Origin of the sequence: Superficieibacter sp. HKU1 (assembly GCF_029319185.1) — a bacterium.
Taxonomy (GTDB): domain Bacteria; phylum Pseudomonadota; class Gammaproteobacteria; order Enterobacterales; family Enterobacteriaceae; genus Superficieibacter.
Map to the genome: position 1 here is coordinate 985079 of NZ_CP119754.1, position 14438 is coordinate 999516.

Below are 14438 nucleotides of genomic sequence, written 5' to 3' on the forward strand. Positions count from 1 at the left end.
AGTATATTCCTCGGCCTGATTGTTTTTTGACGTAAACAGGGATCGACCCTTAACCTGGCAGGATCCGGACAAATAGAGTGTTTACAAACATTGCAGGGAACTTTTTTTGCCTGATAAAAAGTGGATGTTGCCAGCCGTATATCTCTTTTCACGATTCAGCAACTATTTAATGTTGCTTTTTTGTAAACAGATTAACACCCCGCTAAAATCCTGCTATTCTGCCCGTTGCGGTACCGGGCATTTACCCTACAAACTGCTGTCTCACAGGAGCGTGAAGAGAATCGCCTACCGCACTATGACAATGAGAGCGAGGAGAACCGTCGTGCTAGAAGAATACCGTAAGCACGTAGCTGAGCGTGCCGCTGAAGGGATTGTCGCGAAGCCCTTAGATGCAACCCAGATGGCCGGGTTAGTTGAGCTGCTGAAGAATCCGCCTGCTGGCGAAGAAGAATTCCTGTTAGATCTGTTAGAAAACCGTGTCCCGCCTGGCGTTGATGAAGCCGCTTACGTTAAAGCCGGTTTTCTGGCCGCCGTCGCCAAAGGCGAAGCCCGGTCTCCTCTGGTTGCCCCGGAAAAAGCGGTTGAACTGCTGGGCACCATGCAGGGTGGTTACAACATCCATCCGCTGATCGACGCACTGGACAACGACACGCTGGCCCCGCTGGCGGTGAAAGCCCTGTCTCATACCCTGCTGATGTTCGATAACTTTTATGACGTCGAAGAAAAAGCCAAAGCGGGCAATTTGCACGCGCAGCAGGTGATGCTCTCCTGGGCGAATGCCGACTGGTTCCTGAGCCGCCCGGCGCTGGCCGAAAAAATTACCGTCACCGTCTTTAAAGTGACAGGTGAAACCAACACCGACGATCTCTCCCCGGCCCCGGATGCCTGGTCGCGTCCGGATATCCCGCTGCACGCCCTGGCGATGCTGAAGAACGCCCGTGACGGCATTTTCCCGGATAAGCCTGGCAGCATTGGCCCGATCCTGCAGATCGAAGCATTGCAGCAAAAAGGCTTCCCCCTGGCCTACGTCGGCGACGTGGTGGGCACCGGCTCTTCGCGTAAATCCGCCACCAACTCGGTGCTGTGGTTTATGGGCGACGACATTCCGAACGTGCCGAACAAGCGCGGCGGCGGCGTGGTGCTGGGCGGCAAAATTGCGCCAATCTTCTTTAACACCATGGAAGATGCGGGCGCGCTGCCGATTGAAGTGGATGTTAATAAACTGAACATGGGCGACGTCATCGACGTGTACCCGTTCAAAGGCGAAGTACGCAATCATCATACTGACGAGTTGCTGGCGACCTTTGAACTGAAAACCGACGTGCTGATCGACGAAGTGCGCGCCGGTGGCCGTATTCCGCTGATTATCGGCCGCGGCCTGACCACCAAAGCGCGCGAAGCGTTGGGCCTGCCGCACAGCGACGTATTCCGCAGCGCGAAACCGGTGGAATCCAGCAATAAAGGCTTCTCGCTGGCGCAGAAAATGGTGGGCCGCGCCTGCGGTACTGCCGGCGTTCGCCCTGGCGAATACTGCGAACCGAAGATGACCTCGGTCGGCTCTCAGGACACCACCGGCCCGATGACCCGCGACGAACTGAAAGATCTGGCCTGTCTGGGCTTCTCTGCGGATCTGGTGATGCAGTCCTTCTGCCACACGGCGGCCTATCCGAAGCCGGTTGACGTGACCACCCACCATACGCTGCCGGACTTTATTATGAACCGCGGCGGCGTGTCGCTGCGTCCGGGCGACGGCATTATTCACTCGTGGCTGAACCGCATGCTGCTGCCGGATACCGTCGGCACCGGCGGCGACTCCCACACCCGCTTCCCGGTTGGCATCTCCTTCCCGGCAGGCTCTGGTCTGGTGGCGTTTGCCGCTGCGACTGGCGTAATGCCGCTGGATATGCCGGAATCGGTACTGGTGCGTTTCAAGGGCACCATGCAGCCGGGCATCACCCTGCGCGATCTGGTCCACGCCATTCCGCTGTACGCTATCCGTCAGGGTCTGCTGACCGTTGAGAAGAAGGGCAAGAAAAACATCTTCTCCGGCCGCATTCTGGAGATCGAAGGTCTGCCGGAGCTGAAAGTTGAGCAGGCGTTTGAACTGGCGGATGCCTCCGCCGAGCGTTCTGCGGCAGGTTGTACCATCAAGCTGGATAAAGCGCCGATCACCGAATACCTGACCTCCAACATCGTGCTGTTGAAGTGGATGATTGCTGAAGGCTACGGCGACCGTCGTACCATCGAGCGTCGTATTCAGGGCATGGAAAAATGGCTGGCCGATCCGCAACTGCTGGAAGCCGATGCCGATGCCGAATACGCGGCGGTGATCGAAATCGATCTGGCGGATATTCACGAGCCGATCCTCTGCGCGCCGAACGATCCGGACGATGCGCGTCTGCTCTCCGACGTGGCGGGCGAGAAGATAGACGAAGTGTTTATTGGTTCCTGTATGACCAACATCGGTCACTTCCGCGCGGCAGGCAAGCTGCTGGATGCGCATCAGGGCCAGTTGCCAACCCGTCTGTGGGTGGCACCGCCAACCCGTATGGATGCGGCCCAACTGACGGAAGAGGGCTATTACAGCGTCTTTGGTAAGAGCGGCGCGCGTATCGAAATTCCGGGCTGCTCACTGTGCATGGGTAACCAGGCACGCGTGGCGGACGGCGCGACGGTGGTCTCCACCTCAACCCGTAACTTCCCGAACCGTCTGGGTACCGGGGCGAACGTCTACCTGGCCTCTGCGGAGCTGGCGGCGGTTGCGGCGCTGATTGGCCGCCTGCCGACCCGCGAAGAGTACCTGAACTCCGTGGCGCAGGTGGATAAGACGGCGGTGGATACCTACCGCTATCTGAACTTCGATCAGCTTGAGCAGTATACCGAGAAAGCGGATGGGGTGATTTTCCAGACCGCGGTGTAAGTTAATGACTAAAAAGCCTGACGGCGTATTGTCGTCAGGCTTTTTTTATTTCCATTGCGCTAAATAAATAACCTCGAGATCGCGCTCTGGTTTGAAGTTTTGTTGTTTAAACTCCATTGTTAATGGGCTATTTGTTTTAATGGGTGATTAAAGCCGATTTTGCCGGGTGGCGGCTTCGCCTTACCCGGCCTGTGAAAACGAGTAGTATCAACTGGTTATTGGCAAACCGTAGGCCTGTGCAAGCGCAGCGCCGCCAGGCATAATTCCACGGTATAACGTTTGTCAGCAGCCTGACAGTATCTGTGAGCTTCTTCTCTAGAAGCCGATTTTCATTGATGACGGCATCTTGCTGTCAGATGAAACCACACACACCAGAATATTCTGGCGATCTTTTCCCTGCCATAATTACAACATTTCAATAAACAGCTTTAGCCGTTAATCCCCAGCAGTTCCGGCACCAGCTCTTCCAGTTGCGTAACCAGAACCGGGTCCATATAGCGGTAGTCATCAGGAATATCGAGTATGTGCAGGGGTTTATTTTCGAGAAGGCGACGATATTCCGCCATTAACCGGTCTTTGTGTTTTTGTTCCATAACGCAGATGACATCTGCCCAGTGAAGCAGCTCGTGCGATACGCTCTTTTTGGCATTCCGGCTGGTGCCTGCGGAACGGACACTGAGGCCAGGATAACGGCGGAACACCTGTTCCGCCGTGGGGCTGCGCCATTGATTACGACTGCATATGAAAAGCACATTCATCAAATAAATACTCTTCCAGACCGCGCTTCGCCAGTTGCGGGTTGGTGAGCCGCGGATATTCCATACCCAATTGCGCAGCACGCAACACTTTGTCGGAACGCGTGTACAGTTTCTTCCAGTTTTTTTCGCCACGAAAACGCAAAAGCGCAGTGTGAGCATCTCGGGATTTGTTGCGCCGCTTTTGGGCAATGCGCCAGTCCCGGTTACGGGTTATGTCCATTATTTTTTCTCTCTCAGAACGATCGGGTTCAGCAGCCGCGATAATACGGAGAGAGCGAACGGGTTGATTTTACGCTTTTTTATTAAGGTGAGCGACATATCCACTTAACTTTTACGATAACGACGGTAAGCCTCTGGCGAGGCGTTGTGTAAAAAGGCCAGGCACTCCGGCGTATTTATTTCATTCCTTCTGTCCGTCCCGCTGTTTTTCTTCCTCCGTGCTGCGATAATTACCCTATTGGCAATGCAGCAGTGGCGCATTGTGATTGCAGAGGAATACATGATGGAATACGAATTTTTGCGCGATGTTACCGGAGTGGTAAAAGTGCGTATGTCGATGGGCCACGAAGTCGTGGGGCACTGGTTTAACGAAGAAGTGAAAGAAAATTTTGCCCTGCTGGATGAAGTGGAGCAGGCAGCGCAAGCGGTTAAAGGCAGCGAGCGCAGCTGGCAGCGTACCGGCCATGAATACACGCTGTGGATGGACGAAGAAGAGGTGATGATCCGCGCCAATCAGCTGGAGTTTTCCGGCGATGAAATAGAAGAGGGAATGAGCTACTACGATGAAGAAAGTCTGTCGCTGTGCGGCGTCGAGGACTTTTTGCAGGTGGTTGCGGCGTACCGGGCATTTGTACAACAAAAATAATTCTGGCGGAGCATCCCTGCTCCGCACCTCTCTCAGACCGCAGGAATATTGCGGCCGTAGTAAATCTCGCGCATCTCTTTCCACAGCAGATCGGTAATCACTTTGCGCTCCTCTGCCGTCAAATCTTCCGGGCGGGTATGGAACATATAGTGCTTAAGATCGAACTCCTTAAGCAGCATTTTGGTATGGAAGATATTTTCCTGATAAACGTTCACGTCCATCATGTCATACAGCGACTTCATATCCTCGGACATAAAGTTCTGGATGGAATTGATCTCATGATCGATAAAATGCTTCATGCCGTTAATATCGCGGGTAAATCCGCGCACGCGGTAATCCACGGTGACGATGTCAGATTCAAGCTGGTGAATTAAATAATTCAGCGCCTTAAGCGGGGAAATCACGCCGCAGGTAGACACTTCGATATCCGCACGGAAGGTGCATAAACCGGCTTCCGGATGGCTTTCCGGGTAGGTATGCACGCAGATATGGCTTTTATCCAGATGCGCGACGACCGCTTCAGGCAGCGGACCGGGGTGCTCGGTTTTATCAATCAGCTGCGGATCAACCGGCTCTTCGCTAACCAGAATCGTGACGCTGGCCCCTTGCGGTTCATAATCCTGGCGGGCGATATTAAGCACATTCGCGCCGATAATAGAGCAGGTTTCAGAGAGAATTTCGGTCAGGCGATTGGCATTATAGAGTTCATCGATATAGGCGATATAACCATCGCGCTCTTCTGCCGTTTTGACGTAGCAGATATCGTAAATGCAAAAACTCAGGCTTTTGGTCAGGTTGTTAAAGCCATGCAGCTTTATTTTTTTCAATTTTTATCACCCCCTTAGAATCACTGTGCGGACAGTGCGTCCTGCAAATATTGTGGTAAGGCAAAAGCTGCCGTATGAATCGCCGGATTGTAATAGCGGCAGGTGAGATTAGCCTGATGGAAGCGGGCCTGAATAATCTCGGTGGAAAGCGTGCGCAGCGCCTCGTTGTCCGTCGCCCAGGCGAAGGTCATGATGCCGCCGTAGTAGGTCGGGATCGCCGCCTGATAAAAGCTCACGTCGCTAAAATACGGGCTCAGCTTGCGGTGGCTGCCGACGGCTTCATCCTGCTGGAGGAAACAGACGCCGTTCTGCGCAACGAAAATCCCGCCGGGGTTCAGGCAGCGTTTACAGCCTTCATAAAATGCTGAGGTAAACAGGCTTTCACCGGGGCCGACCGGATCGGTGCAGTCGGAGATGATCACATCAAACGTTTGCGTGGTCTGGTTAACAAAATTCACGCCGTCGTCGATCACCAGGCTGAAGCGCGGATCGTCATAAGCGCCCGCATTGTGGTTGGGCAAGTACTGGCGGCAAAAGGAGACGACGCCTTCATCGATTTCCACCATCGTGATGGCTTCAATGTTTTTATGGCGCGACACTTCTCGCAGCATGGCACCGTCGCCGCCGCCGATGATCAGCACACGCTTCGCATGGCCGTGCGCCAGCAGCGGAACGTGGGTCATCATTTCGTGATAGATAAATTCGTCGCGTTCGGTGGTCTGCACCACGCCATCCAGCGCCATTACGCGGCCAAAGGCGGCGTTTTCAAAGATAATCAGATCCTGATGATCGGTTTTCTCATGGTACAGCACGTTATCAACGGCAAAATACTGACCAAACTGGTCGTGCAGCGTTTCATGCCACCTGTTGTTATCGGTCATGATGTTCTCCCTCGTTAACACCCATGAAAAATGGGCGCAACATAATAGCTAACATTGACCGAGTATGCACGGTCAATGTTTCACCACAAAGAGAATGAGTATAGCGAAGGAAGATTATTTAACGTAGGCAAGCAGGCTCAGAGAATCTTTCGCCAGCGCTTTACATTTTTTGGCAGTAGGAATGCTGATGCCGCTCAGATCGCGGTAGCTGTCTTCACCCAATGCCTTCATGTTGTACGTTTCGTAGTTACTCAGATCCCACTGGTTCTGCTGGGCAAAGAAAAGCAGCGCCCGACGGATTTGCGTATTAGGTAAGTTCTGGTAGCCACAGTCATTTTTCAGAAACACAAATACGGCGGTGAGATCGGCCATATCTTCAGCTTCAGACTCGCTGAGCGCATAGCTGTTTGTGGATAATGCTAACAGGACCCCAAGAACTATTGTTCTGAAAAAAGTCTTCATTCTTTCTACCACTGCTTACGGAAATGCAACGTTAGCACACCTCAGTACGGGGCGTGAACTTAATTATTACTGTTGTGCTTGACGTTCCGGTTGGGGGAGGGTTTAAGCTCATAAACCGCCTGCTGAAGATGAGGAAGATACCATGCAACGCCGCGATTTTTTAAAATATTCCGCTGTAATTGGAGCGTTTAGCGCATTGCCTCTCTGGAGCCGGAGCGTGCTTGCCGCGGAACGTCCGGCATTGCCGATCCCGGAGCTGTTAACCGCCGATGCGCGCAACCGCATCCGGCTTATTGTTCAGGCCGGTAAATCAACCTTTGGCGAACGTAGCGCGCAGACGTGGGGCTATAACGGATCGCTGCTTGGTCCCGCTATCCGCCTGCGTCAGGGGAAGGCTGTCAGCGTGGACATTTATAACACGCTGGCCGAGGAGACCACCGTCCACTGGCACGGGCTGGAAGTGCCCGGTGCCGTCGACGGCGGTCCTCAGGGCATCATCAAAGCGGGAGAATCGCGCTCGGTCACCTTCACGCCCACGCAGCGGGCGGCGACCTGCTGGTTTCATCCTCATCAGCACGGTAAAACGGGGCATCAGGTGGCGATGGGGCTGGCGGGGCTGGTTCTCATTGACGATGACGATAGCCGCCAGTTGCGCCTGCCGCAGCAGTGGGGCATTGATGATGTGCCGGTGATTATGCAGGACAAACGGTTTACCGCCAGCGGCGAAATTGATTATCAGCTGGATATCATGACCGCCGCCGTCGGCTGGTTTGGCGATACGCTGCTGACCAACGGCGCGCGCTATCCTCAGCATTCCGCACCGCGTGGCTGGCTGCGCCTGCGCCTGCTGAACGGCTGTAACGCACGATCGCTGAACATCGCCGCCAGCGATAAACGCCCGCTGTACGTTATTGCCAGCGACGGCGGATTGCTGGCGGAGCCGGTGAAGGTCACCGAACTGCCGATGCTGATGGGCGAACGTTTTGAAGTGCTGGTCGATACCCGCGATGGCAAACCGTTCGATTTGCTGACGCTGCCGGTTGACCAGATGGGGATGACGGTTGCGCCTTTCGACCAGCCGCAGCCGGTGCTACGCGTGCAGCCGCTGCGTATTGCCGCCTCGGGGACGCTGCCGGATGCGCTGGTCAACGTGCCCGCGCTACCTGCGCTTGATAACCTCACCCAGCGTAAATTCCAGCTTTCCATGGACCCGATGCTCGACATGATGGGAATGCAGGCGTTGCAGGAGAAATACGGTGCGCAGGCGATGAGCGGCAGGGGGCACGGTGATATGCACCATGGCAGTATGAGTCAGGGTGAGATGAACCACGGAAATATGAATCATGGTGGCATGAGCCAGATGCAGCACGGCGGGCACGGTTTTGACTTCCACAATGCCAACCGGATTAACGGTAAAGCCTTCGATATGACCACGCCGCTGTTCGCCGCGCAAAAAGGCCAGTTCGAGCGCTGGGTGATTTCCGGCGAGGGCGACATGATGCTGCATCCGTTCCATATTCATGGCACCCAGTTCCGTATTCTCTCTGAAAACGGCCGCCCGCCCGCCGCACACCGTTCCGGCTGGAAAGATACGGTCAACGTTGACGGCGGCGTAAGCGAGGTGCTGGTACGCTTCGATCATGACGCGCCCAGGGAATTTGCCTATATGGCGCACTGTCATCTGCTGGAGCACGAGGATACCGGCATGATGATGGGATTTACGGTGTAGCATTTTACCCTGATGCCCGGTGGCGCTACGCTTACCGGGTCTGAGTATTCTACGCCTGCGTACGCTTATACATCCGCCGTGGATGGCCAATTTTACCGTATAGCATCTCAACGTTCAGATATCCCGCTTCCACGCAGTGTTCGAGGTAACGCCGGGCGGTGGTTTTACTTAATCCGGTTTCACTCACGACTTCGTCCACCGAAAAACAGTGCGTGGCCCGGTCGTTAAACAGGGTCTGCACCCGCGCCAGGGTGTTCTCTTCAATGCCTTTATTGCTGTTATCCAGCCGATAATTTTTAGCCTGAAGCTGGTACAGCGAATCCACGTTCTGCTGATCGACAATCTTCCAGACCCGCTGCTGCTCGGCAAACTGCACGAAGCGCTCCAGCGACTGGCTGAGACGCTTCCACGACACGGGTTTAAGAATATAGTCGAACGCGCCGTTGCGTATGGCCTGGCTACAGGTGTCCATATCGCTGGCGGCGGTGATAAAAATCACCGTGCAATGAGCGCTCAGCAGCAAAGGATGACTGATAAGCGTGATGCCTTTGCCATCCGGCAAATAATTATCCAGCAGGACCAGCTGTGGCTGAAGCGCGGTCAGTTTTTCCTGCGCATCGGCCAGTGATGAGGCGATCCCTACCAGCCGCAGGCGAGGATGCTTATTGATGAGATCGGCATGAAGCCGGGCCAGGGTCGGTTCGTCCTCAATGACAAGTACATCGATAAGTTCAGGTTGCATAGTGGGTCTCTTCCAGTTCCTGGGTGGGGTGCCGGGCGGGAATAAATAACGAAAAAATAGCGCCACGTGGCACGTTATCGGCAACTTCGATGGAACCGCCCGCCTGGGTGACGTAGCTTTCAATGAGGTAAAGCCCAATTCCATGGTCACCACGGATTTTAGTGGTCATGCCGCGCTCAAAAATTCGCTCGCGGATCTCAGGCGTAATACCGACGCCCCGATCCGCTACTTCGATAATCAGTTCGCTGTCGCTGAGTTTAATCAGCACTTCGACCGGCTCATGCGGGAGCGGGGCGCGCTGGGTCGCTTCAATGGCATTGTCCAGAAGGTTGCCGATGATAGAAATCAGTTCCGCTTCAGCCAGTCCGGTGAACGGTCTGTCCATTCGACAGGCCGGATCGAAATTCAGCTCAACGCCTTTTTCCCGCGCGCGTGCCGCTTTGCCCAACAGCAGGCCGCACAGTGTCGGCGAGCTAAAGCGTGAGGAGATGAAATCCAGTAGCTCCTGGGCATGCTCCGACTGCGCCTGAATATAGCGGATTGCCTCATCATATCGTCCCATATGCAGCAGCCCGGAAAGCGTGGTCATTCGATTTAGCTGTTCGTGACGCATAATGCGCAGGTTATCCACGTAGCGCTTCACCTGACTTAGCTGCGCGCTAAGCGAGTCGATTTCGTTGCGATCGCGAAAGGTAATTACCCATCCCTGCAGTGCGCCCTCCAGCATGATGCGGATCCGGCTGGCGATCACCGTCAGTTCGTTAAAGCGGCAAATTTCATCGTGAGTATCCTGTGCCAGCAGCGTCCGCTGTGCGAAGAAAGGGACAGGGGCGATCACCTCGCTGATCAACTGGCCGCGCAGTTCGCGCGCAGGCTGGCTCAAGCCGAGCAGTTTCCTGGCGGCCTGATTAATGACTTCGATCCGCATCTGGCTGTCGATAGCGATAACGCCTTCATAAATAGATTCCATCATCGCCTTTTGCTGGCGTACCAGAAGACCGATTTCCCGTGGCTCAAGGGAGAAAATCTGCTTTTTAATGCTGCGGGTAAAAAACCAGGAAAAAACAAACAGAGCAACGAGCAACAGCGCGGCGGCAACCAGGATGTTGATCATTTTACTGACGGTGATGGTATCAAGATAACTGGTGAGGTAGCCCACGGACACAATTCCCACCACCTGACCCGCGGCGTTGAAAATCGGCGCTTTGCTGCGCAGCGAAATGCCCAGCCCGCCTTTACGGATAGTGGTGGTGCTTTTACCGTTGAGCACCTCTTCGTTATCGCCGCCGACCAGGGTTGTTCCTACGCGATTCGCATAGACCGAGTGAAAAAGATGCACACCTTTATTATCACCAATGACAATAAAACTGGCATCGCTTTGCGTCGCTATTTTTTGCATAAAAGCATGAATGGCCGGGATATCTTTTTGAGCCGTCACCTCAGGTAAACCGGGAATAAGGGCGATTTCTTCTGCTTGTATTTTGGCGCGTAAGCTCATTTCCTGATAGAGCTGCCGACCAACGTCGATATAATAATAGCTACCCAGCAGTACGAATAGCACTGAGAAAAATGCAACCAGCGAAATAAATAGTTTTATCTGAAAGGATAATTTCATTTTTCTCACGAACGGTAACAATAAAAGAAGGTAATGTACCACCTTTTAGAGAGGGATCATGCTTTTTACCGGAAACTTGTGATCCCTTGCACAGCCTGTCTGCTGTGGCTTAATACCGGAATGGCGTTTTAAAGCTAACAGAAAAAATAAATGTTATTTGTTTGTTCAATCTGGAAAAGAAACCATAAAAACCACGCCAATAAATAAGAGTTAAATCACACTGGATAAATAAAACCATTAAAACCATAGAGGCCATTAAAACTTCGGTTTTAATATGCTGAATCTCACATTATGTCAGGGGATGCAACATTAAGCTTGCCGTACAAAATAACTAAGGGGCTTGATTATGAGCACAACTGACGATTCATTTATTGTTACCCACGATCCGATCGATATCCCTCGTCCGTCGCTGAAAGAGCGCTGGTGGCACATCATGGATAGCTGGAAAATCGGTATCATTCCGCTGCCGCTATTTTTGTTAGCCGGGGCGTTAATCGCCATTGATTGTCTGGGCGGTAAGCTGCCGAGCGACATTGTGGTGATGGTCGCCACGCTGGCTTTCTTCGGCTTTGCCTGCGGCGAATTCGGCAAGCGTCTGCCGATTGTCGGTAAGCTGGGCGCAGCGGCGATATGCGCGACGTTTATTCCGTCCGCGCTGGTCCATTACGGTCTGCTGCCGGACGTGGTGGTGGAATCGACCACCAAATTCTATAAATCCACCAACATTCTTTATCTCTATATCTGCTGCATTATTGTCGGCAGCATCATGAGCATGAACCGCACCGTGCTCATCCAGGGCTTCCTGCGCATCTTTTTTCCGATGCTGTGCGGCGAGATCGCCGGCATGATCGTCGGCATGGGCGTGGGGATGGCGCTGGGACTTGAGCCATTCCAGATCTTCTTCTTTATCATTCTGCCCATCATGGCGGGCGGCGTTGGGGAAGGGGCTATTCCGCTTTCTATCGGTTACGCCACGTTGCTGCATATGGATCAGGGCGTGGCGCTCGGGCGCGTTCTGCCGATGGTCATGCTGGGCGGCCTGACGGCCATCATTATTTCTGGCTGCCTCAATCAGCTTGGCAAGCGCTATCCGCATCTGACGGGGGAAGGTCAACTGATGCCAAACCGCGCCAATGCCGATAGCCAGGCTTCACAACCGGCATTCTCCGGCAAAACTGACGTCACCACCATTGCCGCAGGGGCGCTGCTGGCCGTGCTGCTGTATATGCTGGGTATGCTGGGCCATAAACTGATTGGCCTGCCTGCGCCGGTCGGCATGTTGTTCGTCGCCGTGCTGGTCAAGCTGTGCAACGGCGCATCTCCACGGCTGCTTGAAGGTTCGCAGGTCGTTTACAAATTCTTCCAGACCTCAGTGACCTACCCCATCCTGTTTGCCGTTGGCGTGGCCATCACCCCGTGGCAGGAACTGGTCAATGCTTTCACCTTAAGCAACCTGCTGGTGATTGTCAGCACCGTCTGCACGCTGGTAGGAACGGGCTTTCTGGTGGGCAAAAAAATCGGCATGCATCCCATTGATGTCGCCATTGTCTCCTGCTGTCAGAGCGGGCAGGGCGGTACCGGCGATGTCGCCATCCTCACCGCCGGTAACCGTATGAGCCTGATGCCGTTCGCGCAGATTGCAACGCGTATCGGTGGGGCGATTAACGTCTCGGTCTCGCTGCTGGTGCTGGGCAACTTCCTCGTTTAATTGATGTACTCAGGAAATAAACATGAAACTCGCAAGTTTTCTTTATCAGGGCGTTCGCAGCTACGGGATTGTGAAGGCCGAAGGCATGATTGATTTAGGCAGGCGTCTGGGCGATCGCTACAGCGACCTCAAAGCGCTGCTTCAGGGAAATGGACTGACGGAAGCGACCCGCTATCTTAACGACGCGGTAGATGTGGCAATGCAGACCGTTACTTTCCTGCCGGTCATTGAGCAGCCGGAAAAAATCCTCTGTGTCGGCATGAACTACGCCGACAAGCGTAAGGAATTCGACCAGCATAACCCGGCGCCCACCTTGTTCGTGCGCTTTCCCGACTCGCAGACGGCGCATAACGCGCCGGTACTGAAACCGCGTCATTCCTGCGAATTCGATTATGAAGGCGAGCTGGCGGTCATTATCGGCAAAGGCGGTGAGAACATCTGCCGCGAAGAGGCGCTGCGCCACGTTGCGGGCTACAGCTGTTATATGGACGGCTCTGCCCGCGACTGGCAGCACAGCTGGTTTACCGCCGGGAAAAACTGGCGTCAGACCGGTGCGTTTGGTCCATGGATGGCGACCGCCGATGAAATTCCCGATCCGCACCAGCTGGCGATCCGCACCTGGCTGAATGGCCGTATGGTGCAGGAGGACAACACCAGCAGCATGATCCACAAGGTCGCCGAACTGATTGAGTATATCAGCACCTTCACCCGCTTAAGCCCCGGCGATGTGATCATCACCGGTTCACCGGGTGGGGTAGGGAAAAAGCGCAACCCGCCGCTGTTTATGAAAGAGGGCGATCGTATTGAAGTGGAGATCGAACATATCGGTCATCTGAGCAATATCATCATGGAAGCGCCAGCGCACATGCTGACGGCAGCGCACTAAGTAAGGCGGCACGATGTACTCGCAAACCGATATCGACTTCCGCCTGGCGTTCGTTTCGCAACATCCCGAACGATTGCGTCAGATCCGTCTTTTGCTGGCGGACAGCGGTTTGGGATTAGATAGCGATATTTCGCTGTTTGTTGAGGCCTGGTCTGGCTCTCGCCTGGTCGGCTGCGCCGGACTGGCCGCCAACGTCATTAAATGCGTGGCGGTGGACGAGACGCAGCGCGGGGAAAACCTGAGCGCGCGCCTGCTGGCGGAAGTGGAGAATGCCGCGCTGACCCGCGGCCATTTCCATCTCTTTCTGTGTACCCGCCCGTGCAATAAAGAACGCTTTGCCCGCAGCGGTTTCTGGCCAGTGGCGCAAAGCGGCAACAATGCGGTGCTGATGGAGAACACGCCGCAGGGAATTACCCGCTATTGCCGGTTGCTGCAAAAGCAGCGTCAGCCCGGGGAACGGATTGGGGCGATTGTGATGAACGCCAACCCGTTTACGCTCGGGCATCGTTATCTGGTGGAGCAGGCCGCGCAGCGCTGCGACTGGCTGCATCTGTTTGTGGTGCAGGAAGACGCGTCGTTTTTCCCGTTTGCCGATCGTCTGAGAATGGTGTGCGCGGGCGTCGCCCATCTGCCCAACGTGACGGTGCATGAAGGCTCGCAATACATCATCTCCCGCGCCACGTTTCCGGCCTATTTTCTCAAGGAGAGCGGAAAGGTGCAGCAGGCGTGGAGCGAGATCGACGCGCTGATTTTTCACGATCGCATCGCTCCGGCGCTGGGCATTACCCACCGCTTCGTCGGATCGGAGCCGTTCTGCGACGTTACCCGCCAGTACAACCAGACGCTGCATACGCTGTTAAGCGACCGTATTGAGGTGGTGGAACTGCCGCGCATTAAGGCTGCCGGAAATCCTATTTCGGCTTCAGAAGTACGCCGCTTACTTAAAACAGAACGGTTTTCTCGCATTCAGGAAATCGTTCCGCAATCGACTTTCGCGCACCTTGAAGCGCATTACCGCAGCGCGGAAGCCGTTTAACCTTCAGGA

At 54.5% G+C, this 14438-nt stretch carries 13 protein-coding genes; 6 read left to right on the top strand and 7 right to left on the bottom strand.

The genetic code is table 11. The features are described 5' to 3' along the window. The first annotated feature begins 322 nt into the window (after positions 1-322). Positions 323-2920, top strand: a complete 2598-nt coding sequence (gene acnB / locus P0H77_RS04765) for a bifunctional aconitate hydratase 2/2-methylisocitrate dehydratase (RefSeq protein ID WP_276163806.1) — start codon at positions 323-325, stop codon at positions 2918-2920. A gap of 428 nt (positions 2921-3348) precedes the next feature. Here acnB and P0H77_RS04770 read toward each other — a convergent pair whose 3' ends face one another. Together P0H77_RS04770 and P0H77_RS04775 are read right to left on the bottom strand one after the other, a co-directional pair. Beyond that, positions 3349-3678 (bottom strand): phosphotyrosine protein phosphatase, encoded by a 330-nt coding sequence (locus tag P0H77_RS04770; protein ID WP_276163807.1) that lies wholly within the window; start codon positions 3676-3678, stop codon positions 3349-3351. After that, positions 3650-3898, bottom strand: a complete 249-nt coding sequence (locus P0H77_RS04775; protein WP_194207796.1) for a hypothetical protein — start codon at positions 3896-3898, stop codon at positions 3650-3652. Before P0H77_RS04775 ends, P0H77_RS04770 begins: the two co-directional genes overlap by 29 nt. A 282-nt stretch (positions 3899-4180) precedes the next feature. On the opposite strand from P0H77_RS04775, the gene yacL reads away from it, so the two are divergent. Beyond that, complete coding sequence (yacL, locus tag P0H77_RS04780) at positions 4181-4543, top strand: protein YacL (protein ID WP_276165047.1); 363 nt, start codon at positions 4181-4183, stop codon at positions 4541-4543. A 32-nt stretch (positions 4544-4575) separates the two neighbouring features. Here the strand turns inward: yacL and speD are convergent, their stop codons facing one another. From speD to P0H77_RS04795, 3 genes are all read right to left on the bottom strand, one after another. Beyond that, a complete protein-coding gene (gene speD, locus P0H77_RS04785) occupies positions 4576-5370 on the bottom strand; it encodes an adenosylmethionine decarboxylase (RefSeq protein WP_276163808.1) in 795 nt (264 codons plus the stop codon). Between the two features lie 20 nt (positions 5371-5390). Further along, a complete protein-coding gene (speE, locus tag P0H77_RS04790; RefSeq protein WP_276163809.1) occupies positions 5391-6251 on the bottom strand; it encodes a polyamine aminopropyltransferase in 861 nt (286 codons plus the stop codon). A gap of 114 nt (positions 6252-6365) precedes the next feature. Continuing rightward, positions 6366-6713: a YacC family pilotin-like protein gene (locus tag P0H77_RS04795; protein ID WP_103677973.1), complete on the bottom strand. Its 348-nt coding sequence runs from the start codon at positions 6711-6713 to the stop codon at positions 6366-6368. Positions 6714-6855: 142 nt separating this feature from the next. Between P0H77_RS04795 and cueO the strand changes: the two genes are divergently transcribed. Next, positions 6856-8442, top strand: a complete 1587-nt coding sequence (gene cueO, locus P0H77_RS04800; RefSeq protein ID WP_276163810.1) for a multicopper oxidase CueO — start codon at positions 6856-6858, stop codon at positions 8440-8442. 49 nt (positions 8443-8491) lie between these two features. On the opposite strand, the gene P0H77_RS04805 is transcribed toward cueO, so the two are convergent. Next, a complete protein-coding gene (locus P0H77_RS04805) occupies positions 8492-9184 on the bottom strand; it encodes a response regulator (RefSeq protein ID WP_276163811.1) in 693 nt (230 codons plus the stop codon). Beyond that, positions 9174-10799 carry a sensor histidine kinase gene (locus tag P0H77_RS04810; RefSeq protein WP_276163812.1) on the bottom strand — a complete coding sequence of 542 codons (1626 nt, stop codon included), beginning with the start codon at positions 10797-10799 and terminating at the stop codon, positions 9174-9176. The genes P0H77_RS04805 and P0H77_RS04810 overlap by 11 nt, the downstream gene beginning before the upstream one ends. 346 nt (positions 10800-11145) lie before the next feature. Here P0H77_RS04810 and P0H77_RS04815 point away from each other — a divergent pair, with 346 nt between their 5' ends. The 3 genes from P0H77_RS04815 to citC are packed head-to-tail and all read left to right on the top strand — an operon-like array spanning position 11146 to position 14429. Further along, on the top strand, positions 11146-12507 hold the full coding sequence (locus P0H77_RS04815; protein WP_176918008.1) for a 2-hydroxycarboxylate transporter family protein: 1362 nt from the start codon (positions 11146-11148) through the stop codon (positions 12505-12507). A 22-nt stretch (positions 12508-12529) separates the two neighbouring features. Beyond that, on the top strand, positions 12530-13393 hold the full coding sequence (locus P0H77_RS04820; RefSeq protein WP_276163813.1) for a fumarylacetoacetate hydrolase family protein: 864 nt from the start codon (positions 12530-12532) through the stop codon (positions 13391-13393). A 13-nt stretch (positions 13394-13406) separates the two neighbouring features. Beyond that, entirely contained in the window at positions 13407-14429 is a 1023-nt protein-coding gene (gene citC / locus P0H77_RS04825; RefSeq protein WP_276163814.1) for a [citrate (pro-3S)-lyase] ligase, read from the top strand. The last annotated feature ends 9 nt before the right edge of the window (positions 14430-14438 follow it).

Bases quoted from the DNA above. Each gene is read 5' to 3' on its own strand.
- P0H77_RS04795 (WP_103677973.1), bottom strand. From the start codon at position 6,713: ATGAAGACTTTTTTCAGAACAATAGTTCTTGGGGTCCTGTTAGCATTA.
- P0H77_RS04815 (WP_176918008.1), top strand. From the start codon at position 11,146: ATGAGCACAACTGACGATTCATTTATTGTTACCCACGATCCGATCGAT.
- P0H77_RS04770 (WP_276163807.1), bottom strand. From the start codon at position 3,678: ATGAATGTGCTTTTCATATGCAGTCGTAATCAATGGCGCAGCCCCACG.
- speE (WP_276163809.1), bottom strand. From the start codon at position 6,251: ATGACCGATAACAACAGGTGGCATGAAACGCTGCACGACCAGTTTGGT.
- P0H77_RS04820 (WP_276163813.1), top strand. From the start codon at position 12,530: ATGAAACTCGCAAGTTTTCTTTATCAGGGCGTTCGCAGCTACGGGATT.
- yacL (WP_276165047.1), top strand. From the start codon at position 4,181: ATGGAATACGAATTTTTGCGCGATGTTACCGGAGTGGTAAAAGTGCGT.
- cueO (WP_276163810.1), top strand. From the start codon at position 6,856: ATGCAACGCCGCGATTTTTTAAAATATTCCGCTGTAATTGGAGCGTTT.
- P0H77_RS04775 (WP_194207796.1), bottom strand. From the start codon at position 3,898: ATGGACATAACCCGTAACCGGGACTGGCGCATTGCCCAAAAGCGGCGC.
- citC (WP_276163814.1), top strand. From the start codon at position 13,407: ATGTACTCGCAAACCGATATCGACTTCCGCCTGGCGTTCGTTTCGCAA.
- P0H77_RS04810 (WP_276163812.1), bottom strand. From the start codon at position 10,799: ATGAAATTATCCTTTCAGATAAAACTATTTATTTCGCTGGTTGCATTT.
- P0H77_RS04805 (WP_276163811.1), bottom strand. From the start codon at position 9,184: ATGCAACCTGAACTTATCGATGTACTTGTCATTGAGGACGAACCGACC.